The 21597-nt window shown below is 68.5% G+C and carries 23 protein-coding genes and 1 pseudogene; 14 read left to right on the top strand and 10 right to left on the bottom strand.

The window, feature by feature from the left end:
- Position 1: 1 nt before the first annotated feature.
- Complete coding sequence (locus tag VEIS_RS25360; protein ID WP_157048376.1) at positions 2-154, top strand: hypothetical protein; 153 nt, start codon at positions 2-4, stop codon at positions 152-154.
- Between the two features lie 257 nt (positions 155-411).
- Here VEIS_RS25360 and VEIS_RS02835 read toward each other — a convergent pair whose 3' ends face one another.
- The 7 genes from VEIS_RS02835 to argS all read right to left on the bottom strand — a co-directional run bounded on the left by VEIS_RS02835 (position 412) and on the right by argS (position 7986).
- On the bottom strand, positions 412-1704 hold the full coding sequence (locus tag VEIS_RS02835; protein WP_011808377.1) for a THUMP domain-containing class I SAM-dependent RNA methyltransferase: 1293 nt from the start codon (positions 1702-1704) through the stop codon (positions 412-414).
- Positions 1704-3284 carry an RNA polymerase factor sigma-54 gene (locus tag VEIS_RS02830; protein ID WP_011808376.1) on the bottom strand — a complete coding sequence of 527 codons (1581 nt, stop codon included), beginning with the start codon at positions 3282-3284 and terminating at the stop codon, positions 1704-1706. Before VEIS_RS02830 ends, VEIS_RS02835 begins: the two co-directional genes overlap by 1 nt.
- Positions 3284-4069 (bottom strand): LPS export ABC transporter ATP-binding protein, encoded by a 786-nt coding sequence (gene lptB, locus VEIS_RS02825; protein ID WP_049773797.1) that lies wholly within the window; start codon positions 4067-4069, stop codon positions 3284-3286. Before lptB ends, VEIS_RS02830 begins: the two co-directional genes overlap by 1 nt.
- Complete coding sequence (gene lptA / locus VEIS_RS02820) at positions 4066-4719, bottom strand: lipopolysaccharide transport periplasmic protein LptA (RefSeq protein ID WP_011808374.1); 654 nt, start codon at positions 4717-4719, stop codon at positions 4066-4068. The genes lptB and lptA overlap by 4 nt, the downstream gene beginning before the upstream one ends.
- 145 nt (positions 4720-4864) lie before the next feature.
- On the bottom strand, positions 4865-5536 hold the full coding sequence (locus tag VEIS_RS02815) for a thiol:disulfide interchange protein DsbA/DsbL (protein WP_011808373.1): 672 nt from the start codon (positions 5534-5536) through the stop codon (positions 4865-4867).
- Positions 5537-5595: 59 nt separating this feature from the next.
- A complete protein-coding gene (locus tag VEIS_RS02810) occupies positions 5596-6273 on the bottom strand; it encodes an SPOR domain-containing protein (protein WP_011808372.1) in 678 nt (225 codons plus the stop codon).
- A gap of 3 nt (positions 6274-6276) precedes the next feature.
- The gene (argS, locus tag VEIS_RS02805) at positions 6277-7986 is read right to left on the bottom strand and encodes an arginine--tRNA ligase (protein ID WP_011808371.1); all 1710 of its coding nucleotides are present in this window, start codon (positions 7984-7986) and stop codon (positions 6277-6279) included.
- Between argS and VEIS_RS31450 the strand changes: the two are divergent.
- Positions 7876-8388, top strand: a pseudogene (locus tag VEIS_RS31450) (hypothetical protein); the annotation flags it as partial. The gene argS and the pseudogene VEIS_RS31450 overlap by 111 nt on opposite strands.
- Here VEIS_RS31450 and VEIS_RS02800 read toward each other — a convergent pair.
- The 3 genes from VEIS_RS02800 to flgA all read right to left on the bottom strand — a co-directional run bounded on the left by VEIS_RS02800 (position 8387) and on the right by flgA (position 10112).
- Positions 8387-8761: a hypothetical protein gene (locus tag VEIS_RS02800; RefSeq protein WP_011808370.1), complete on the bottom strand. Its 375-nt coding sequence runs from the start codon at positions 8759-8761 to the stop codon at positions 8387-8389. The pseudogene VEIS_RS31450 and the gene VEIS_RS02800 overlap by 2 nt on opposite strands.
- Positions 8762-8778: 17 nt before the next feature.
- The gene (gene flgM, locus VEIS_RS02795) at positions 8779-9114 is read right to left on the bottom strand and encodes a flagellar biosynthesis anti-sigma factor FlgM (RefSeq protein ID WP_011808369.1); all 336 of its coding nucleotides are present in this window, start codon (positions 9112-9114) and stop codon (positions 8779-8781) included.
- A gap of 227 nt (positions 9115-9341) precedes the next feature.
- Positions 9342-10112 carry a flagellar basal body P-ring formation chaperone FlgA gene (gene flgA / locus VEIS_RS02790; protein WP_049773796.1) on the bottom strand — a complete coding sequence of 257 codons (771 nt, stop codon included), beginning with the start codon at positions 10110-10112 and terminating at the stop codon, positions 9342-9344.
- Positions 10113-10443: 331 nt separating this feature from the next.
- On the opposite strand from flgA, the gene flgB reads away from it, so the two are divergent.
- The 12 genes from flgB (at position 10444) to flgL (ending at position 21559) form a co-directional block, all read left to right on the top strand.
- Positions 10444-10869: a flagellar basal body rod protein FlgB gene (gene flgB / locus VEIS_RS02785; RefSeq protein ID WP_011808367.1), complete on the top strand. Its 426-nt coding sequence runs from the start codon at positions 10444-10446 to the stop codon at positions 10867-10869.
- A 32-nt stretch (positions 10870-10901) separates the two neighbouring features.
- Positions 10902-11306, top strand: a complete 405-nt coding sequence (flgC, locus tag VEIS_RS02780; protein WP_011808366.1) for a flagellar basal body rod protein FlgC — start codon at positions 10902-10904, stop codon at positions 11304-11306.
- A 38-nt stretch (positions 11307-11344) separates the two neighbouring features.
- Positions 11345-12055: a flagellar hook assembly protein FlgD gene (locus tag VEIS_RS02775; RefSeq protein WP_011808365.1), complete on the top strand. Its 711-nt coding sequence runs from the start codon at positions 11345-11347 to the stop codon at positions 12053-12055.
- Positions 12056-12104: 49 nt separating this feature from the next.
- Positions 12105-13385, top strand: a complete 1281-nt coding sequence (flgE, locus tag VEIS_RS02770) for a flagellar hook protein FlgE (RefSeq protein ID WP_011808364.1) — start codon at positions 12105-12107, stop codon at positions 13383-13385.
- Between the two features lie 13 nt (positions 13386-13398).
- Positions 13399-14139: a flagellar basal-body rod protein FlgF gene (flgF, locus tag VEIS_RS02765; RefSeq protein WP_011808363.1), complete on the top strand. Its 741-nt coding sequence runs from the start codon at positions 13399-13401 to the stop codon at positions 14137-14139.
- A gap of 30 nt (positions 14140-14169) precedes the next feature.
- Entirely contained in the window at positions 14170-14952 is a 783-nt protein-coding gene (gene flgG, locus VEIS_RS02760; protein ID WP_011808362.1) for a flagellar basal-body rod protein FlgG, read from the top strand.
- A 59-nt stretch (positions 14953-15011) separates the two neighbouring features.
- Positions 15012-15713: a flagellar basal body L-ring protein FlgH gene (locus VEIS_RS02755; RefSeq protein ID WP_049774023.1), complete on the top strand. Its 702-nt coding sequence runs from the start codon at positions 15012-15014 to the stop codon at positions 15711-15713.
- A gap of 214 nt (positions 15714-15927) precedes the next feature.
- The gene (locus VEIS_RS29520) at positions 15928-16110 is read left to right on the top strand and encodes a hypothetical protein (protein ID WP_198137947.1); all 183 of its coding nucleotides are present in this window, start codon (positions 15928-15930) and stop codon (positions 16108-16110) included.
- 5 nt (positions 16111-16115) lie between these two features.
- Positions 16116-17264, top strand: a complete 1149-nt coding sequence (locus VEIS_RS02750; protein WP_408644280.1) for a flagellar basal body P-ring protein FlgI — start codon at positions 16116-16118, stop codon at positions 17262-17264.
- Positions 17265-17348: 84 nt separating this feature from the next.
- Positions 17349-18284, top strand: coding sequence for a flagellar assembly peptidoglycan hydrolase FlgJ (flgJ, locus tag VEIS_RS02745; RefSeq protein ID WP_011808359.1), 936 nt, complete (start codon positions 17349-17351; stop codon positions 18282-18284).
- Between the two features lie 18 nt (positions 18285-18302).
- Complete coding sequence (gene flgK / locus VEIS_RS02740; protein ID WP_011808358.1) at positions 18303-20279, top strand: flagellar hook-associated protein FlgK; 1977 nt, start codon at positions 18303-18305, stop codon at positions 20277-20279.
- A gap of 26 nt (positions 20280-20305) precedes the next feature.
- A complete protein-coding gene (flgL, locus tag VEIS_RS02735) occupies positions 20306-21559 on the top strand; it encodes a flagellar hook-associated protein FlgL (protein WP_011808357.1) in 1254 nt (417 codons plus the stop codon).
- Positions 21560-21597: the final 38 nt, after the last annotated feature.

Genomic DNA, 21597 nt, shown 5'->3' with positions numbered 1-21597 from the left:
CGTGTCGCGTCACCGATCATCTGTCGGTCTGCGCTGGCCATCGAAGCGCATCGCGGCGTTGCATCGCTTGCCAATACAGCTCGGTATGGGCTGCGCGATGCGCCTTGCGCTGCGCTCCGATGGCGGCGCGCAGCCTACGACATCTGATCGGTGACGCGACACTAGGCCCACCGCGACATTTGCTGCGCTTCATGCCGCAGCGGCATGGGTCGCTACGGACTGGCTTGGATGCGTCGTGCCCGGTCGCTCTGCGTGGCCCAAGCCCTGCAAGCCAGCGGCAGTGGGTCGCCGCCCAGGCGGCCTCGCAGCGCCGATCGGCACGGCCAGATATCTGCCGGCGCAATCGCTGTGCGGCAGCAGATCGAGCCTGGCGCAGGTGTCCCGCACCAACGGCAACGGCCCGGCCCGGCCTCAAGCACCATGGTCATTTTGGGCCTTCGGCGCTGCTGCAGCACGCGGCGCGCGCATCGAGCCTTCGATGATGTCAAAGCGCAGCAGGCGGCATTCGATGGGGCCGTTCCATAGCGGGACGCGGCGCGATTCCTTGAGGCGCATCTTGCCGGGCAGTTTCGGGTCCGGGGTCAGCAGCCAGGCGGTCCAGCCGGCGTAGTTCTGCTTCCAGTGCGCGGCGAGTTGGCCAAAGAAGTTGCCTTCGGTGTCGGTATGGGCGGCTTGCCGGCCCACGCTGGCGCCCCGGGCGCGCTCGGCGGCGCGTTCGTGGGCGTTGCGCCCGGCGCTGCCGGCGGCGGCCATGCGTTCGCCGTAGGGCGGGTTCAGCAGCATCAGGCCGGGCGCTGCGCAGGGGGGCTGGCGCTGGAGCGCATCGCCACCGCGCAGGCGCAGGGCGGCGGCGACGCCTGCGCGCTCGGCGTTGTGCAGCGCAAAGTCGATCATGCGAAAGGCCACATCGCTGCCGAAAATGGGCACGCTGCCGGGCTGTATCGCGCTGTGGGCTTGGTCTTTGAGCGCTGTCCAGACAGGGGCCTGAAAGGGCAGCAATTGCTCGAAAGCAAAGCGCCGCAGCAGGCCGGCCGGGATGCGGCAGGCGATTTGCGCGGCCTCGATGGCGATGGTGCCGCTGCCGCAGCAGGGGTCGTACAGCGGCGTCGGTTGCTGGCCCAGCGGGTCCCAGCCGCTGGCGGCCAGCATGGCTGCGGCCAGGGTTTCCTTGAGCGGCGCGTCGCCCGTGTCCGCGCGCCAGCCGCGCTTGAACAGTGGCTCGCCCGAGGTGTCGATGTAGAGCGTGGCCTGGTCGGCGGCCAGGTGCAGGTGGATGCGCACATCGGGCCGCCGGGTGTCCACGTCGGGCCGCATTCCGCTTTTGGCGCGAAAGCGGTCGGCCACGGCGTCCTTGATCTTCAGGCCGGCGTAGTTCAGGCTGGGCAGCGGGCTGTGCTGGGCCGTCACTTCGACCTTGAAGCTCTGGCGCGCGGTGAACCACTGTTCCCAGGCCACGTCGCTGGCGGCGGCGTACAGGTCGTTTTCCGAGCGGCACGGGCGCTGGGCCAGTTGCACCAGCACGCGCTGGGCCATGCGGCTGTGCAGGTTCAGCCGCAGCGCGTCGCGCCAGGAGGCTTGCAGCAGCACGCCGCCACGGCCGATGAGCAGGTCTTGCCCGGTCAGGCCGGTGATGCGGTGCACCTCATCGGCCAGGTAGTTCTCGACGCCTGCGGCGCAGGGCAGGAAAAGCGGCAGTGGGTTCATCAAAGCGTCCGGCGCAGATTGGCCGGCGCGATCTTGAGCGCCTCGCGGTACTTGGCCACGGTGCGGCGCGCGCACTCTATGCCCTGCTCTTTGAGCAGGTCGGCGAGTTGGCTGTCGGACAAGGGCTTGGCCTGGCTTTCCGCAGCGACGAATTGCCGGATCAGCGCGCGCACGGCGGTGCTCGATGCGTTGCCGCCGGTTTCGGTGCCCAGGCCCGAGCCGAAAAAGTATTTCAGTTCGTAGGTGCCTATCGGGGTGGCCATGTATTTGGCGGTGGTCACGCGGCTGATGGTCGATTCGTGCAGGCCCAGTTCGTCGGCGATGTCGCGCAGCACCAGCGGCCGCATGGCCAGTTCGCCGTGGGTGAAGAAGTTTTTCTGCCGCTCGACGATGGCGCGCGAGACGCGCAAGATGGTGTCGAAGCGCTGCTGTATGTTCTTGATGAACCAGCGCGCTTCCTGCAGGCGTTGCTGCATGCCCTGGTGGCCTGCGCCGCCCCTGTGGCCGCGCAGCGCGCCGGCGTAGATATCGTGCACGCGCAGGCGGGGCAGCACGTCGGGGTTGATCTGCACGATGAAATGCTGTCGGCCGTCGCGCCCATTGGCGCGCCCGGTTTTGCGCACGATCACGTCGGGCACGATGACGTTGCGCTGCACATTGGCAAAGCGGCGCCCCGGGTGCGGCTCCAGGCGGGCGATCAGGGCCATCGCGGCGCGGGTGCCCTCCTGGCTGTCGCCGCAGACCTGGGTCAGGCGGCGCAGGTCGCGCCGGGCGAGCATTTGGAGCGGCTGCTGGCAGATGCGCAGGGCGGTTTGCACGGTCTGCGGGTCGGCGGCTGGCGCCCGCTCCCGTGCCAGGGCGTTGAGCTGTAGCGTCAGGCATTCGGCCAGATTGCGCGCGCCCACGCCCACCGGTTCCAGGCTTTGCAGCAGGCGTTGGGCGACGGTGAAGCGGTGCACCAGTTCTTCGATTTGCTCCGGGTTCTGCGGGCCGGCCAGGGCGCTGGCCAGTTCTTCGAGCGAGTCTTCCAGGTAGCCGTCGTCGTTGAGCGATTCGATCAGGAAGTACAGCGCGGCGCGGTCGATTTCGGACAGGCGCAGCGCCAGCGCCTGGCGGTGCAAGAAAGCGGCCAGCGATTCTTCGCTCTGGGCCAGTTCGGTGGCTTCGATCCCGTCGCCTTCGGCGTCGTTGTGCTGGCTCGCCGGCGCGTCGCCGCCCCATTCGGCATCGCTGGGCGCCATCTCCACGCTGCCGTCGCCGCCCCAGTCGGGCTCGTCCGCAGCGCTGCCCGGGGTGTCGGCGTCAGGGAGCGCTTCGGCGCTGCTGCCGGTTGCGGCGGAAAAGAGCACTTCGTCGGCGCTGTAGTCATCGGCTTGCGCTGGCGTGTCGGCGCTGTCCAGGCCGAACTCCTCGCGCGGGGCCTCGTCGGACATGCGTTCGAGAAACGGGTTTTCATCGAGCATCTGCTCGATTTCCTGCGTCAGTTCGAGCGTGGACAGTTGCAGCAGCCGGATCGACTGCTGCAACTGAGGGGTCAGTGTGAGGTGCTGCGAGACGCGCAGTGACAGACCGGGCTTCATCACATCCTGAAATGCTCGCCGAGGTAGACGCGGCGCACCTCGGCGTTGTCAACGATCTGTGACGGTGTGCCTTGCGCGAGCACGCGGCCATCGCTGATGATGAAAGCGTGATCGCAAATGCCCAGTGTCTCACGCACGTTGTGGTCAGTGATCAAGACACCGATGCCGCGTGCCTTGAGGAAACCGATGATACGCTGGATCTCGATCACGGCGATGGGATCGATGCCGGCAAAAGGCTCGTCGAGCAGGATGAAGCGCGGCTGCGTGGCCAGCGCCCGGGCGATCTCGACACGCCGGCGCTCGCCGCCGGACAAGGCCAGCGCCGCAGAGGCGCGCAGCGGGGCCACGCGCAGTTCTTGCAGCAGTTCGGTCAGCCGCTCTTCGATGGTCTCGCGGGCGAGCGGTTGGCCATCGGCTGCGCGTTGCAGTTCCAGCACCGCGCGCACGTTTTCTTCGACCGAGAGTTTGCGAAAGATCGATGCCTCCTGCGGCAGGTAGGACAGGCCCAGGCGCGAGCGCCGGTGAATGGGCATGCGGGCCACGGACTGGCCGTCGATGCGGATGTCGCCGGCGTCGCTGCGCACCAGCCCCACGAGCATGTAAAACGAGGTGGTCTTGCCGGCCCCGTTGGGGCCGAGCAGCCCGACGACCTCGCCCTTTTGCACCACCAGCGACACATCCTTGACCACCTTGCGGTTGCCATAGGATTTGGCCAGGTGCCACGCCTCCAGGCGGCTTTCGACCTCGGTGGCGGGGCCGTCGACGAGCACGGGTCGAGCGCTCACCGGGGGCTGCCCAGGCTGTTGTCGGGGCGCAGCACCGGGGCCGACGCAGGCGCAGCCGGTGCTGCTGCTGCTGCCGGCGGCGGGTTCTTGGGCGCAAGCACTGCGCGCACGCGGCCAGCCGGCGCTGGCGCAGCCTCGGCGGCGTTGCCGGCCGGGGCCGATGGTTGGCCGTCCACCGTGAAGACCTCGGTCAGGTGGCTGTAGACGATCACGGCGCCGGTGATCTGGTCGCTCAGCAGCGCAGCGCGGTAACGGCGCAGTTCGGCACGGGTGCTCAGGCGCACGGTGTCGGCCTTGCCGTCGTATTCGATGCGCTCGCTCTCGCCCTCGATGAACTCCTCGGGCGCCCCGACCGGCCGGTCGCGCTTTTGCCGAAAGAAGGCGCGCTTGCCGGCTTCGGCCGTGACCAGGCCATGCTGGTGGCCATCGGCATCCTGGCGCATCTCCAGCCGCGCACCACGCAGCACGATCGAGCCTTGGGTCAGCACCACATGGCCGGAAAACACGCTGGTCCGCGTAGGCTCATCGTGGCGCAAAGCGTCAGCCTCGATATTCATCGGCTGGGTGCGGTCGGCTTTTTCTGCATGCACGCGCCCCGAGGAGCCGGCCAGGGCGGCAAGCAGGAAAAGGGAAAGGAGGCCAGGGGTCATGGGCACGATAGTTGCTTGGGGCTGGTATTGTACCTGCTACCCGATGGCACCGATGGGTGCCTGGGCGAAAAAATGCTTGTCCAGGCTTGGCGCACGCGTGCACCACAAAGACCCGCCACAAAAGCCCACGGTGGCGGGCTTTTTCTCAGGGCTTGTCGGGGGCTGGGGAACTGGGGGTTCGGCTCATCGCGACCAAGTAATCGACCACCTGCAGCACGGTCTGCAGGCCGCCGCCCGTCATCTGGCCGTCGGTGTAGAACTTGCCGGCAACGCCCATTGCGGGAACGCCTTCGACGCCGTAAATGTCTTGCAACTGCGTTGCGCGGCGCGCCTGGTTGGAGACGTTGAAGGAGTTGTAGAACTCCTTGAACTTGGCGGCGTTCAGGCCCTGCTTGCCCGCCCAGGCCAGGATATCCTGGTCCTTGTCCAGCTTTTGCTTTTCCTCATGGATGGCGCGAAACACCTTGGTATGCATCTCGCCGAGCTTGCCCATGCCTTCGAGCGCATAGAACAGCTTTTGCTGGGGCACGAAGCTGCTGTTGAACGCTACCGGCATGCGGCGCAGGTGCATGTCTTTGGGGGCGGTCTTGGCCCAGGCGCTCAGCGTGGCCTCGAAAGCGTGGCAGTGCGGGCAGCTATACCAGAAGAACTCGATCACCTCGACCTTGCCGGCAGGCGCATCGGGCGTCACGGGCGTGCCCAGCCGCCGAAAGTCCCGGCCCTCCCTGAACTGGCGGGCCTGGGCCAGCGCGGGCTTGGACAGGGTGCCCGTGGCGAGCACAGCGGCGGCAGACAAAGAAAACTCACGGCGTTTCATCAAAGACTTTCGGTCGGGTTTTGGATGAGGGGGTGGGAGCCATGCCCCTGGTGAAAAGTTCAATCTCGGGCGCTGCCTGGCGCTGTCTGGCGCTGCACGCGCACCAGCGTCGATTCGACCTCGGCGCTGTCGAGTTTTTCCTTGAGCTGCTCGGCGTCGTCGCGCTTGCTGAACGGGCCTATGCGCACCCGGAATACCGCCCGGCCATTTTGCTCGCGCTCGCTCACGCGCGCCTCCCAGCCGAGCATGGCCAACTGGGCGCGCTGGGTGTCGGCGTCGGCCTGGGTGCGGAAGGCGCCGGCCTGCACGAAGTAGTCGAAGGGGTCGGCACCGGGCCGGCTGTCGGCAGGGGCCTTGGCTTTGGCCTCGGGTTGGCTGGCGGTGGGCCGGGGCGCAGCAGCGGTCACGGCAGCAGGGGAGGGCATCTGAACTGCCGCGCTGGCCGCTTCGGCGGCCGATGCAGTGGGCGCCGCCCCGGAGGCCGCCGGGGCGGGAGGGCGCACCGGGTTTTTGCCGTACAGCGGCGAATTCGGGTCCCAGTCCCGGTTCTTGCGGGATTCGGCGGCGTCGCTGTCGGCGCCGCGGCCGTTGCCCTTGTTCAAAAACGGCACTGGCACCCCGGTCACTTTGACGGTCACGGCCAGACCGATGCCCAGGCCCACGATGACCCCGACGATGAAGCCGACGATGGTTCCGCCCGTCTGTGTCTGTTGCGTTGCGCGTTGCGTGCTGTTCACGGCTTACATCCTGGCCGGAGCCGATACGCCCAGCACGGCCAGGCCATTGTGCAGTACCTGCGCGGTCGCGCTGACCAGGGCCAGGCGCGCGTGCTTGACGCGCTCGTCTGCCACCAGGATGCGCTGCGCGTCGTAGTAGCCATGGTAGCTGGCCGCCAGGTCGCGCAGGTAAAAACTGACATCGTGCGGGGCCTGGCTTGCCGTGGCGGCCGTGAGCATCGCCGGGTACTTGCCCAGTTGCAGCATCAGGGCCTGGGCCTGCGGGTCGTCGAGCAGCGACAGGTCGGCAGCCCTGAGCACGGCCATGTCGCCTCCGCCTTGGTCGGCCCAACTGCGCAGCACCGAGCAGATGCGCGCATGCGCGTACTGCACGTAGTACACCGGGTTGTCGTTGTTCTGTGCCACGGCCAGATCCACGTCGAAGCTGTACTCGGTGTCGGGCTTGCGGCTGAGCAGGAAAAAGCGCACCGCGTCCCGGCTGGTCCACTCGATCAGCTCGCGCAGCGTCACATAGCTGCCCGCGCGCTTGCTGATTTTGACCTCTTGCCCGCCCTTGACCACGCGCACCATGGTGTGCAGCACATAGTCGGGGTAGCCCGGGGGGATGCCCACATCGGCCGCCTGCAGGCCGGCGCGCACGCGGGCGATGGTGCCGTGGTGGTCCGTGCCCTGGACGTTGACGACCTTGGCGTAGCCGCGCTCCCACTTGGCAATGTGGTAGGCCACGTCGGGGACGAAGTAGGTGTAGCTGCCGTCTTGCTTGCGCATCACGCGGTCTTTGTCGTCGCCGTAGTCGGTGCTCCTGAGCCACAGCGCGCCATCGCGCTCGTAGGTTTTGCCGTTGGCAATCAGCCGGTTCACGGCGGCCTCGACGCGGCCGCTGGTGTACAGGCTCGACTCCAGGTAGTACTCGTCAAATTGCAGGTTGAAGGCCCGCAGGTCCTTGTCTTGTTCGTTGCGCAGATAGGCCACGGCAAATTGGCGGATCGACTCCAGGTCGTCGACATCGCCGCTGGCCGTGAACGAGCGGTCGTCGGCCTGGACGGTCTTTTGGGCCAGGAAGTCGTTGGCGATGTCCTGGATGTAGTCGCCGTTGTAGAACCCCCTGCTGGCCGGGTCGTCGGGGTCGGTGGGCCAGCAGGCGTCGCCGGGTTTGAAGCCCTTGGCCCGCAGCCGGGTGCTGTGCGCCAGCGTCTGTATCTGCGCCCCGGCGTCGTTGTAATAGAACTCGCGGTGCACCTGCCAGCCCTGGGTGGCAAACAGCTTGCAGATGGCATCGCCCAGCGCCGCCTGGCGGCCATGGCCGACATGCAGCGGGCCGGTGGGGTTGGCCGAGACGAACTCGACCAGCACCCGCTGGCCGTTGGGCGGCTGGCAACCAAAGTGCGCGCCGGCGGCCAGCACCTCGGACACCACCGCCTGCCTGGCGGCGGGCTTGAGGCGGATGTTGATGAAACCGGGGCCGGCAATGTCGATGTCCGACACCCAGCGCTGGAACGCCGGTGTGGCCAGCAGCGCGCTGCGCAGCTTTTCGGCCATCTGGCGGGGGTTCATGTGCAGCGTCTTGGCCAGTTGCAGCGCTGCGGTACAGGCGAAGTCGCCATGGGCCGCCACCTTCGGCGATTCCAGCGCAGCCTTGGCGCCAGCGCCTGCGCACAGGGCTTGCAACTCGGCTGCCAGTGCAGCGAGCAATTCATCTTTGGCGGTGAGCATGGGCTGATTTTACGAGGGCGTGCGCAGCGGCCGCTGCCGGCCCTGCGCGTGCCTGCACGCCGTGCGGCCCTAGTGTCGCGTCACCGATCAGATGTCGTAGGCTGCGCGCAGCCATCGGAGCGCAGCGCAAGGCGCATCGCGCAGCCAACACCGCGCGTATTGGCAAGCGATGCAACGCCGCGATGCGCTTCGATGGCCAGCGCAGACCGACAGATGATCGGTGACGAGACACTAGTGTCGCGTCACGGATCAGATGTCGTAGGCTGCGCGCAGCCATCGGAGCGCAGCGCAAGGCGCATCGCGCAGCCAATACCGAGCGTATTGGCAAGCGATGCAACGCCGCGATGCGCTTCGATGGCCAGCGCAGACCGACAGATGATCGGTGACGCGACACTAGCCCTTAGCTGGCCCCGTGGTAGATGCGCGCCAGCGTCGGCTTGGCTGCGGCGCCCGGGCCTGCGCCATAGGTGGGCGCTGCCGTGCCGGGGGGCAGCAGGCCCGCGAGTTGCCGCTCGGCCAGCGCTGCCAGGCGCGCCAGACCCTCGCGCTGCAACCGCAGCCGGTGGCTGATGGCAACGATCCGTGGCTGCCAAGGCGCGGCAGAGTGCCCGCGCCGGGACGCCGCCATGTGCCCCAATAGCTGCGCGCACCGGGCCGCTGCGTCGCGCAGCGCCTGGCCGTGCTTTTCGACGGCGGACGGATCGGCCGCGAGCAGGGCGGCCGAGACCTGATCGAGCAACTGCTCGACCGCTTGCAGCGATTCTTGCGGCGACATGCTGGCGCAACCGGTGTTCAAGCGCGTGAGCGCGACAGGATTTCCTGGGCGTTGGCCAGCATCTTGTGGGCCACGGCCTGGGCATCGACGTGAAATTGGCCTTGGCCGATCGCGGCGCGCATGGCATGGACCTTGTCGGCGTCGAAATCATCGGAGGCGTCGGCAATGTCGGCGCTCCGGGCCAGCGCGCGCGCAGCGATGGAAACCGTGACCGGCAGCGCAGCGCGGGGCGCCGCCTGGGCGGCCGGCGCGTCCTTGGCGACCCATTGCGCAGCGTTTCTGGCCGGCTTGGCATGCTCGGCGGGCGCCAATGCGCCCGGGAGTTCCGGCGTCTGACCTGTTGGTATCTTCATCACACTCTCCACCACCCCGCTGGACGCGGGGCATCAGTGACCCATCCGTTGCCGCTGATCCATGCAGCGGACACCGGCTCCAGGCCAGGAGCGCCGCCGCGAAGGGCAGGCGCCGCTGGCGCCGCCCCCTTGGCTCGACACCGGGCCAGGCGCGGCAGGCGGCATGGGGGGAGGTTTGCATCGATGGCCATGTTTTCGACCCATTTGCCCGGGACTTGAGGGTTGCCTCACAGCCCGGCGTCTATCGTTCCCGCCGCATTCACCATGCCGCTGACGATACGCCCATTGTCCATGCGCACGCGCACCATCTGCCCCGTCGCCCCGGCAGACAGCGCCTGCCCGGCGGCAACGACCGCATAGCCCGGCCCCAGCACCTGCACCTTGACCTGGGCCCCGGCCGGGAACAGCCAAGGCGCCCGGACCATGGTCTGGCGCAGCACCTGGCCCGCCCGCAGTGGGCGCGCGGCGACCTGCCCCTGCCACAGCGCGGGGTTGGCCAGCACGGGGGCTGGCTCTGCCGCCCAGTCGACCTCGGCCTCGGTGGCGTCTTCGGCCGTCAGCAGCGCGCCGGGTGCGACATTGCGGGTCAGCACCCAGGCCGGGCCGAAGGCCGCGATGGCAATGGGCAGGAACACATTCCACGCGCTCACCCCGGCCACACAGCGCAGGCCCAGACGGGTGCGCCCCCACAGTTGCGTGCCGACCGGCAGATAGGGTTCGACGCGCGCGCAAGGGGCCAGCCGCAGGCGCGCATCGAGCGCGCCCACGCTCACTTGCAGACGCAACGGGCGTGGCGCCGACCCGGCAGGCGCAAGACTCGGTAATGACCCGGCGGGCGGGTTGTGCAGCAACGCCTCATCGAGCCAGCGCTGCGTCAGCGGGACCAGCTCCTGCGCCGGATCGGCCACGGCCTGGGCCAGCGCGGCACGGCCTGCGGCCAGGGCCAGCAGCGCCAGGCAAAGGGCGGACAGCGCAGCGCCTGCCGATCGGGGCGCCATCGGCGGCTGACTGGCTGAACGACCGAATGACGGTCGAAAACGGGCGCGGGAATGGGCGCGGGAATGGGCTGGCATGGGGTCTCCGGGATATCTGACGACGGCCTGCCGTCCGGGGGCCACGGGCTGCAGGGCCGGGGGCCGGAATGGGGGCCATTGCACCGCTGTCACCATAGGCCGATGGCCCGCGCCCAAGGCCCGCAACTGCGCGGCCATTGGCGCGTTCTTCGCGCTTTAGAAATGAGGCGCCGTTTCCATAATCTGCCCCAGGCCCCACGGGTACGCGACAGGCCCCGGGGGTTGGCAACATTGCCACCGACGGTGCGAGGCAGACATGCTTGACAAGATGACCGGACAGTTGGGTTTTCACGGCGCTGCGCTGGTGTTGCGCGCGCAGCGGCAACGCACCATTGCCAGCAATATTGCCAATGCCGACACCCCGGGCTATGCGGCGCGTGATTTCAAGTTCGGGGATGCGCTGCGGGAGGTCGCCGGCATGGGTTCGGGCCTGGCCCTGCGGGGGGCCGGCAGCACCGACCCGCGCCATATTCCGTTGCCCGCCCTGCCCGGCAGCGCCAGCGCCGACCGGCAGGGCGCGTCGGGCTACGCCGTGCAGACCGCGCCGAGCCTGGACAACAGCACGGTCGATATGGACCGCGAGCGCGCCAGCTTCGTGGACAACGCGGTGCGCTACGAGACCACGCTGCGCTTTCTCAACGGCCGCGTCAAGACCATGCTCGGCGCGATACAGGGTCAGTGAGCGGCACGCAACGCGCAAAAGGGGACCAGGCCATGTCCATGCTTTCCATCTTCAACCTGTCCGGCAGCGCCATCAGCGCGCAGGCGCAGCGGCTGAATGTGGTGGCCAGCAATCTGGCCAATGTCGATGCCGTCGCCGGGCCGGATGGCCAGCCGTACAAGGCGCGCCAGGTGGTGTTCCAGACCGCGCCGATGGGCGCGCCCAGCGCAGCCGGGGTGCGCGTGATCGCGATCAGCGAAAGCCAGGTGCCGGGCCGGCGCGTGCATGACCCCGGCCACCCCTTGGCCGACGCGCAGGGCTATGTGACGCATTCCAACGTGAACGCCGTGCAGGAGATGGTCGACATGATTTCCGCCGCGCGCTCGTACCAGAACAACGTCGAGGTCATGAACACGGCCAAGTCGCTGCTGCTCAAGACGTTGCAGTTGGGCCAGTAACCGCGCCCGCCATCCCCGCCATCCCCGAAAGACCCGCCATGATTGCCAATGCCACCCAGGCCCCGCAGGCCCTGCCGGGCACGGCGGCCCCCCAGGTCGCCACAGCCGCCGTTGCCGCCACTGCCGCGCCCGGCATGACGGGCGCCAAGGCCCAGGCCGTGACCGACCCGTCGGCGGCCCAGGACCGGTTTCTGAAATTGTTGGTTGCGCAATTGAACAACCAAGACCCGATGAATCCGCTGGACAATGCCCAGATGACCTCGCAGATCGCGCAGATCAACACGGTCACCGGCATACAGCAGCTCAACCAGACCATGCAGCGCATGGCCGCGCAGTTCGACGCCTTGCAGGTCATGCAGGGCGCGGCCCTGGTGGGGCGCAGCGTGATGACCGAGGGCTCGGCCCTGTCGATGGCCGGCAAGACCGGGCAGGGCGGTTTCGACCTGGCCCAGGCCGCCACCGGCGTGAAGGTCGAGATCATGACGGCCGGCGGCCAGGTGCTCGACAGCATGGACTTGGGCGCACAGGACGCCGGGCGGCATGAATTCAGTTGGGACGCCAGCCACTACGCCGGCGCCACCGACGGGTTGCAGTTTCGCGTCACGGCGGCCAATGGGGCGGGCGCGCTGGATGCGACCGCGCTCAGTCTGTCCAAGATCAGCGCGGTCGGCGCCGAAAACGGGCAACTGGTGCTGACCCTGGCGAACGGCAAAAACATCGGCTATAGCCAGATCGAGGCGCTGCTTTGACGCCGGTGCGCAGGGGCAAGGGCAGGATCAGGATCAGGGGAGGTGCAGCATGGGTTTTCAGCAAGGCCTGTCGGGCCTGAACGCCGCCAGCAAGAGCCTGGATGTCATCGGGCACAACGTTGCCAACGCCAATACCGTCGGGTTCAAGTCCGGGCGAGCGGAGTTTGCCGAAATGGTGGCCTCGGCCATCGGCTCGGCAGATGGCCTGAATGCCGGCATCGGCGTGGATGTGGCCGCTGTCTCGCAGCAGTTCGGCCAGGGCAGTCTGACGATCACCGGCAACAACCTGGACGTGGCCATCAATGGCGCGGGCTTTTTCACGCTCACGCTGCCCGATGGCACGCCGGCCTATACCCGCTCGGGCAACTTCAAGCTGGACAAGGACGGCAACATGATCACCAACGACGCAGCGCGCGTGATGGGCTACCCGGTGGACCCGGCCACCGGGCTGCGCACCGGCGCCGAGCCGGTCGGCATGGTGTTCCCCACGAGCGCGCCGATTCCCGCCAAGCAGACCGGCACCATCACGGCGGCCTTCAACCTCGACGCCCGCGCCCCCGATGCGGCCGGCAACCCCGCGGCCCAGCCCCCGGTGCCGGCCACGCCGCGCACCACCTATGGCACCTCGATCAACGTGTATGACAGCCAGGGCGTGGCCAAGCCGGTGAACCTGTACTTTCAAAAAACCGCCACCGCCAACACCTGGGCGGTGTACGACCGGCTCGACGACCCCGGCGCAACGCCACCCGTGCAGGCCATGCCCATAGGGCAAATCACGTTCGACAACGACGGCAAGATCACCGGCCCTGCGGCGCCGGCGCCGGCCACCGGGTTCGCGCTGCCGCTGACCATCGATCCGACCCCGCCGAACCCGAACGGCCTGCCCGCCTACACCGTGCAGCTCAAGCTCGATGGCGTGACCCAGTTCGGCACCCGGTTCGCCGTGTCCAGCCTGAGCCAGGACGGCTATACGGTGGGCGAGCTGGCCGGCATCGACATCGAGAGCAACGGGATGCTGATGACCCGTTACTCCAACGGCGTGACCCGCTCCGAGGGCCAACTGGCGCTGTCGCGCATCCGCAATGCGCAGGGCCTGGCGGCGGTGGGCAGCAACAACTGGGTGGCCACCCACGCATCCGGCCCGGCCGTGGTGGGCACGGCCAGCGACGGCAACTTCGGCGCCCTGCGCTCGGGCGCGCTGGAGGACTCCAACGTCGACCTGACGGCCGAACTGGTCAACATGATGACCGCCCAGCGCACCTACCAGGCCAATGCGCAGACCGTCAAAACGCAGGACCAGGTGATGTCCACGCTGGTCAACCTGCGCTGAATGGAGCGCTGCGATGGACCACATCATCTACACCACGATGACCGGCGCCGGCGCTGCCGCCTACCGGCAGGCCGTGCTGGCCAACAACCTGGCCAACATCTCCACCGGCGGCTTTCGCGCGCAACTGTCCACCTTCCGCTCCGTGCCGCTGCAAGGCGACGGCGCCAAGACCCGCGTTTTTGCGCTGGAGGCCACCTCGGGCTACGACGACAGCGCAGGGCCCGTGCAGCACACCGGCCGCAACCTCGATGCGCTAGCGGCAGGCCGGGCCTGGTTTGCCGTGCAAGGCCCGGACGGCACCGAGGCCTACACCCGCGCCGGCAGCTTCGAACTCTCGCCCACCGGCCAACTGCTGACCCCGGGCGGCCTGCCCGTGCTGTCCGATGCGGGCACGCCGATCGACATGCCCCCCGGGGCCGACATCACGCTGGGCGCCGACGGCAGCATCAGCGCCAAGGTGGCGGGCCAGCCGGCGCAGACCGTGGGCCGGCTCAAGCTGGCAACGCCCGGCGCCGAAGACCCGCTGCAGCGCGGCGGCGACGGGCTGTTTCGCACCGCCTCGGGCGAGCCGCTGCCCAGCGATGCCGACGCCCGCATGTTGGCCGGCGCGCTGGAAGGCTCGAACGTGAACCCGGTCGAGTGCATGGTCGGCATGATCGCCGCAGCGCGCCAGTTCGAGCAGCAAATGCAGTTGCTGCAAACCGCCCAGACCAATGACAAGAGCGCCAGCCGCTTGCTCGGCGTCAACGACTGATGGCACTGCGCCGCCACGAGGAGGAACCCCATGATCGACGCCCTGTGGATCGCCAAGACCGGCATGTCCGCCCAGCAGACCCAGCTCGATGTCATCGCGCACAACCTGGCCAATGTCTCGACCACCGGCTACAAGCGCAGCAACGCGATGTTCGAGGACCTGATCTACCAGAACCTGCGCCAGGTGGGCGCCAACAGCACCGAGCAAAACCAGTTGCCCACCGGCCTGCAACTGGGCCTGGGCGTGCGCACGGTGGCGACCAGCCGCTGCTTCGTGCAGGGCAGCCTGCAGGAATCCAGGAACAACCTGGACGTGGCCATCAACGGCAACGGCTTTTTCCAGGTGATGCTGCCCGACGGCAGCCTGGGCTACACGCGCGATGGCTCGTTCCAGGTCGATGCCCAAGGCCGGCTGGTCACCGCGAACGGTTTGCCCGTGGCCAACGGCATCACCATTGCCGCCAACGCCATCAGCGTCAGCATCAGCGCCGAGGGCGCCGTGTCCGCCATCATGCCCGGCAGCGTCCAGCCCCAGCCGTTGGGCAACCTGGCGATGGCCAGCTTCATCAACCCGGCCGGCCTGGAGCCGATAGGGCAGAACCTGTTCAAGGAATCGGCCGCCTCGGGCCAGCCCCAGCAAGGCATACCCGGCAGCAACGGCCTGGGCGTGATCAAACAGGGCTTTCTGGAAGCCTCGAACATCAACATCGTCGAAGAACTGGTGACGATGATCCAGACGCAGCGGGCCTACGAAATGAACTCCAAGGCCATACAGACCTCGGACCAGATGCTGGCCAAGCTCAGCCAGTTGTGATCTGCGCCGTGATGCCCGCCGTGGCGCCGATCGTGATGCCCATCATGGTGCCTGCGGCCATGCGCCGCCGCCCGAGCGGCCTGCGCTGCGCGCAGCGCGCCGGCGCCATGGGCCTGCTGCTGTGCGCGGGCTGCACCAGCCTGGCGCCCGTGCCACCGCCCGTGGACATCCTGTCGACCACGGCGCCAGCACTGGCTGCCGCAGCGCAGGGGCCACGGCCGGTCACGGGCGGGCTGTTCCACAACGCCAGTTACCGGCCCGCTTTCGAGGACCGGCGCGCGCGCATGGTGGGCGACAGCGTGACGATACAGATCGTGGAGAACGTGACGGCGAGCCAGAAATCCTCCTCGACGGTGGATCGCCAATCGCAAGTGTCTGCCGGCGTGCAGGCCCTGCCGTTCATCGGCAAGACCCTCACCGGCAAACTGTCCCTGGGCACCAGCGCCGACAACACCTTCTCCGGCAAGGGCGGCACCGAAAGCGCCAATACCTTCTCCGGGGCCATCACCACCACGGTGGTCGAGGTGCTGCCCAACGGCCACCTGGTCGTCACCGGCGAAAAGCAGATCGGCGTGAACCAGAATGTGGATGTGCTGCGCTTTTCCGGCACCGTAGACCCGAGCGCGTTGCAGCCGGGGAGCATCATCGCCTCCACCCTGGTCGCCAATGTGCGCGTCGAATCACGCGGCCGCGGCGCGCAAACCGAGGCCCAGGCCATGGGCTGGCTCGGCCGGTTCTTCAACACCGTCGCGCCGTTCTGACGCTGACGGACTGGCGCCGTGTTGCCGCCACCCGCATCGGCGGCCGCTCGGGCCACGGCCCCATGCGTTGCGCCCTGGAAGAAGCCGGTTCCCCGCTGGCGCCCGTGGCGTCCGTGGCGTGCGGGCGCCGGGCGGCCTGTGCGCATCTGGCCGCCGTGGTCTGCGGCAAGAAATGGGAATGCGCTCTGGCGTCCGATCGGACAGAGCGTCGCGAATGCCCCTGGAAATATGGCGACAAACAAAAAGCAAACAAAAAAGCAAACAGCGCGTTTGCGGCAAACCGCAGGGGATGCTTTTCAGGCACGGCGCAAGGGCGTCATGGGCTAATGGCGCAGTCAAGCCGGTCAATCCGTTTCTTTTCGGGTTTTGCCTGGCGGCCAGCGCCGCCGCACAATGATTGCCATGAAAGCCCTGCCGAAAGCCCTGCCCATTGCCCCCCGCAGCGCACACCGGCTGTGGCCGCTGCTGGCCCTGCTGGCCGCCGGCGCCGTCGGGCCGGCCCAGGCCCTGCGCATCAAGGAAGTGGCGGCGGTGCAGGGCGTGCGCAGCAACCAGTTGACCGGCTACGGGCTGGTGGTGGGGCTGGACGGCACGGGCGATCAGACCACCCAGATGCCCTACACCACGCAGGCCCTGTCGAACTACCTGCAACAGATGGGCCTGAGCCTGCCGCCCGGCGCGGCGTCGCAACTGCAACCCAAGAACGTGGCGGCGGTGATCGTCACCGCGCAACTGCCGGCCTTTGCCCAGCCGGGCCAGACGATGGATGTGAATGTCTCGTCGGTCGGCAACGCCCGCTCGCTCAAGGGCGGCACCCTGGTCGCGACCCCGTTGCGCGGCGCCGATGGCGAGATTTACGCGCTGGCGCAAGGCAATGTGGTGGTCGGCGGCGCCGGCGCAGCGGCCGGCGGCAGCAAGGTGCAGATCAACCACCTGAGCGCAGGCCGCATTCCGCTCGGCGCCCAGGTGGAGCAGGCCGTGCCGACGCCGCTCAATGAGGGCCAGAGCATCCGCCTGCAACTGAACAGCATGGACTTCCAGACCGCCCGCCGCGTTGCGCAGGCGATCAACGCCAAGCTGGGCCAGGGCCTGGCCACGGCGCTCGATGGCCGTACGGTGCAGGTGCAGGCCCCGATCGACCCCGACGCCCGCGTCGGCTTCATCGCCGACCTGGAAGAACTGCCGCTGGAATCTTCCGCGCCAGCGGCCAAGGTGGTCATCAATGCCCGCACCGGGTCGGTGGTGCTGAACCAGTCCGTCACCCTCGGGCCTTGTGCCATCGCCCATGGCAACCTGTCGATCACCATCAGCCAGACGCCGGTCATCAGCCAGCCCAACCCCTTGTCGTCAGGGCAAACGGTGCTCGCGCAAAAGAGCGACATCAGCATCCGCCAGGAGGCGGGCAACGTCATACAGGTGCCGGCCTCGCCCCGGCTGGCGGATGTGGTCAAGGCCCTGAACGCGCTGGGCGCCACCCCCGGCGACCTGCTGTCCATCCTGCAAGCGATACAGGCCGCCGGCGCGCTCAACGCCGAGTTGGAGGTGATCTGACATGCCCCGCCCCCTGACCGCCGCCGTGTCCCGCCATGCGGCAGCCCGTGGGGCGCCCGGGCGCGCCGTGCACCGGGAGCGGGCATGGCCCTGACCCTGCCCCCGAACACGCTGGCGCTGGACATCCGCGCGCTCGATGCCCTCAAGCAAGGCGCGGGCAGCAGCGCGCAGGCCGCGCAAACCACGCGCGAGGCGGCCCGGCAGTTCGAATCGCTGTTCATGCACGAGCTGGTCAAGAGCATGCGCGCAGCCACGCTGAAGTCCGGCTTGATGGACAGCGGGCAGGCCGACCTGGGGCAGGACCTGCTCGACCAGCAACTGGCGCTGGGCCTGTCGGGCATGCCGGGCGGGCTGTCCGAGGCCATCCGCCGCCAGCTCGCACGGCAGATGGCCGGCGCGGCGGGGGATGCAGGAGGTGATGCGAACGGTAATGCGAACGGTGGTGCGAACGGTGGCGCGAAGGGCCATGCCGACGGCGCCCCGGCATCAGGCACCCTCGGCCTGCAACCGCCGGCAGCGGCCAGCGCAAGCGCTGGCGCGCCTTCCCAAGAGCGCGCCCGATTCGTGCAGCGCCTGGGCCACAGCGCCGAGCGCGTGGCCCGCGACAGCGGCATTCCCGCCGGTTTCATGCTCGGCCAGGCCGGCCATGAAACCGGCTGGGGGCAAAGCGAAATCAAGCACGTAGACGGCAGCAACACCTTCAACCTGTTTGGCCTGAAGGCGGGCCAGGGCTGGGCCGGCAAGGTGGCCGAGGTGCGCACCACCGAATACGTGGACGGCAGGCCGCGCAAGGTGCTGGCCAAATTCCGCGCCTACGACTCCTACGAAGAATCGTTGCGCGACTACGCCCGGCTGATCAACGGCAGCCCGCGCTACGCGAAGGCGCGCGCGCAGACCGGCTCGGTCGTGGCCTACGCGACCGAGTTGCAAAAAGCCGGCTACGCCACCGACCCCGGCTACGCCCGCAAGCTCAGCGGCGCCATCCACAGCGCATTGCGGGCGCAGCGCACCCAGACCTGAACCACCCGGGGCGCCACCATGGGACTGCTCAACGTCAGCACCCGCGCGCTGTTGGCCGATCAGGTGGTGCTGCAAACGACCGGCCACAACATTGCCAACGTCAATACCCCCGGCTACTCGCGCCAGAGCGTCGCGCTGCAGACCGTGCCAGGCCAGTTCACCGGCAACGGCTACATCGGCCAAGGGGTGGACGTGGCGGGCATCGTGCGCAGCCAGAGCGAGTTGCTCACGCGCCAGTCGGCGGCGGCGGGCGCCGCGCAGTCGGCCGACGCCGTGCGCGCCGAACGCTTGGGCCAGTTGCAGGATGTTTTCAGCGGCGGCAGCGCCGGCCTGGGCGCGGCCATCAACGACATGCTCAACGCCTTCGCGGATGTGCTCGGCGCCCCGACCGACATCACCGCGCGCACGGTGGTGCTCACGCGCATCGACGAAACCGCAGCGCGCATGCGGACGGCGGCAGGGCGCATGGACGAGATCCAAGCGGCCGCCAGCGCGCAGTTGCAAAGCAGCGTCGGCGTCGTCAACGACCTGGCCATGCAGATGGCCGCCGTGAACGAGCAGATCACGCGCGCCAAGGGCAATGGCCAGACCCCGAACGACCTGCTCGACCGGCGCGACCAGATCATCCGCGACATCAACCAGCAATTGCAGACCACGCAGATCCCCGCCGACGATGGCAGCGTGGGCCTGTTCGTCGCAGGCAGCCAGCCGCTGGTGCTCGGCAACACGGCGACCAGCCTGTCGATCGCCGAGGCCAGCGCCTTTCCCGGCAGCGGCCAGGCCCGGTTGTTCTTCAACCGCCCCGGCGCCAAACCGGTGGAGATGGACGACAGCCTGCTCGGGGGCGGGGCCATCCCGGGCCTGCTGCGCTTTGACAACCACGACCTGAGCGAAGGGCGCAACCTGCTCGGCCGCATGGCCATGGGCCTGGGCCTGGCGCTGAACCAGCAGCAAAACCAGGGCCTGACGCTGGACGGCCAGCCCGGCAAAAACCTGTTCGGGCTGCCGGCCAGCATGCCGGGCCATACCAGCGGCGCCGGGGTCGGCACGGTGACCTTCAGCGACCCGACCCGGTTTGCCGCATCGGACTACGAGATCCGCTTTGCCACCGGCAGCGCCGGGCAGGTGGTGCGGCTGTCGGACGGCCAGGCCACGCCGTTCACCGACCCCGCCCAGTTGGCCGCGCAGGCCATCGACGGCCTGCGCTTTGACCTGACCCGGCCGGGAGCGCCCGGCCAGAGCATGCTGTTCAAGCCGTTCGGCACGGCGGCGTCGAACCTCCAGGCGCTGGTGCACGCGCCCCGCGACCTGGCGGCGGCCAACCCGGTCATGGCGGCCATGGGCAGCGCCAATGGCGGCACCTTGCAACTGGCCGGCCTGAAGGCCACGGGCCTGCCCCATCCGCCCGGGCTGGTGTTGCCGGCGAATGCGAACCCGGCGGCGACACCCCCCATCGCGGGCGGCGTCCAACTGCAATTCGATGCCGGCCCCCCGATGCGCTACGACGTTCTGGACCGCCGCACCACCCCCCCGACCACCGTGGCCACGGCCCAGCCCTATGTCTCGGGCGCGCCGATCGCCATCGATGGCTGGGAGATCAGACTGCAAGGCGCGCCGAACACGGGCGACACGGTGCTGATCGGCAATGCGCTCGACCCGCAATACGGCGACCGCTTCAGCCGCGATACGGGCAACGCCAGCGCGCTGATGGACCTGCGCGACCTGAAGATGTTCGACGAATCCACACTCAGCGACGGCTACGCGCAGGCCATTGCCCAGGTCGGCACGCGCACCCAGAGCGCCAAGTTCGCCGCCGATCTGTCGCGCACCATCGCCGCCAACCTGGAGCGCGACCGCACTGCCATCTCGGGGGTGAACCTCGACGAAGAGGCCGCCAGGCTGATCCAATACCAGCAGGCTTTCCAGGCCTCGTCAAAAGTGATGCAGGTCGCGCAAAACATCTTTGACGCGCTGCTGCAGGGCCTTGCGCGCTGAACGTCCGGCAAACCTGGGAGATCGACATGAGCAATGACATTACCCGCCTTGGCACGGCCAATATGTACGACAGCGCGCTGCGCAACCTGGGAACGCGCCAGAGCCAACTGGCCAACCTGCAGGAGAGCCTGACCTCGGGCAAGCGCGTGGTGCGGGCCAGCGACGACCCGGTGTCCGCCGCGCAGGCCGAACGCGCGCTCAACCGCCTGGCGCGCATTCAGAGCGACCAGCGCGCACTGGCCGCCCAGCGCAACGCCATCGCGCTGGGCGAATCCGCGCTGGGCGATGCCGTCGACCTGGTGCAGAACTTTCGCGCATTGGTGGTCAGCGCCGGCGACGCCAGCCTCCAGCCCGCAGACCGCGCAACCATCGCCAACCAACTGCAAAGTCTGCGCGAGCAACTGCTGCAAGTGGCCAACCGCAAGGACACCAACGGCGTTGCGCTGCTCAGCGCGCTGGGCAGCGCGCAGACGCCCTTTGCCGGGCCGTTGGGCGGCGCCCCCGACTACCGCTTTGCCGGCCAGCCCGGCCAGAGCGCCAGCGCCGGGGCGCGCATTGCCGCAACGCTGGACGGCGACGCGGCCTTCATGTTCGACCCCCGGCGCGACGGGGTCTACACCGCAACCGTCAGCCCCATCCCGACAGGCCGGCAACTGACCACCAGCGCCGTCACACCCACCGCCCCGCGCCTGGTCACCGGCGACGACTACCGCATCACCTTCAGCGCCGCAGGCCCGGGCGCCACGCCCGGCACCAGCAGCGCCAGCTACACCATCACGAACAGCAGCACCGGCGCCGTGTCCGCCCCCGTGCGGCTGCCCGACTTTCGCGCCGACGAACCGCTGACCGTGACCGTCACCGGCATCCCCGGTCTGAGCCTGGACATCCAGGGCCTGCCGGCCGACGGCGACAGCATCACACTGCGCCCCGGCACCAGCCTGTTTGGCACGCTCGACAGCGCCATCGACGGCATCCGCCGAGCGCCCAACCAGAACGCAGCCATACAAAGCGTAGGGCAGGCGCTGGCCAATATCGACCTCGGGCTGGAGCGGGTGCACGACATGCGCGGCTATGCCGGCGAACTGCTCAACCGCGCCGACCGCATCTCGGGCGACCAGACCCAGCGCTCGATACAGCTCGAAAGCGACCGCTCCCGGGCCGAGGACCTGGACATGATCCAGGGCATCTCGGACTTCCAGAACCAGCAAGTGGGCTACCAGGCGGCGCTCAAGTCCTACGCCCAGGTGCAAAGATTGTCGCTGTTCCAATACATCGGCTGAGCACTTGGCCGCACCGGCGACAGCGCCGCATCCTGCTA

This window comes from Verminephrobacter eiseniae EF01-2, assembly GCF_000015565.1.
Classification (GTDB): domain Bacteria; phylum Pseudomonadota; class Gammaproteobacteria; order Burkholderiales; family Burkholderiaceae_C; genus Acidovorax; species Acidovorax eiseniae.
The sequence above is the reverse complement of the archived record's forward strand: the minus strand, read 5'-3'. Positions and strand labels throughout refer to the sequence as shown.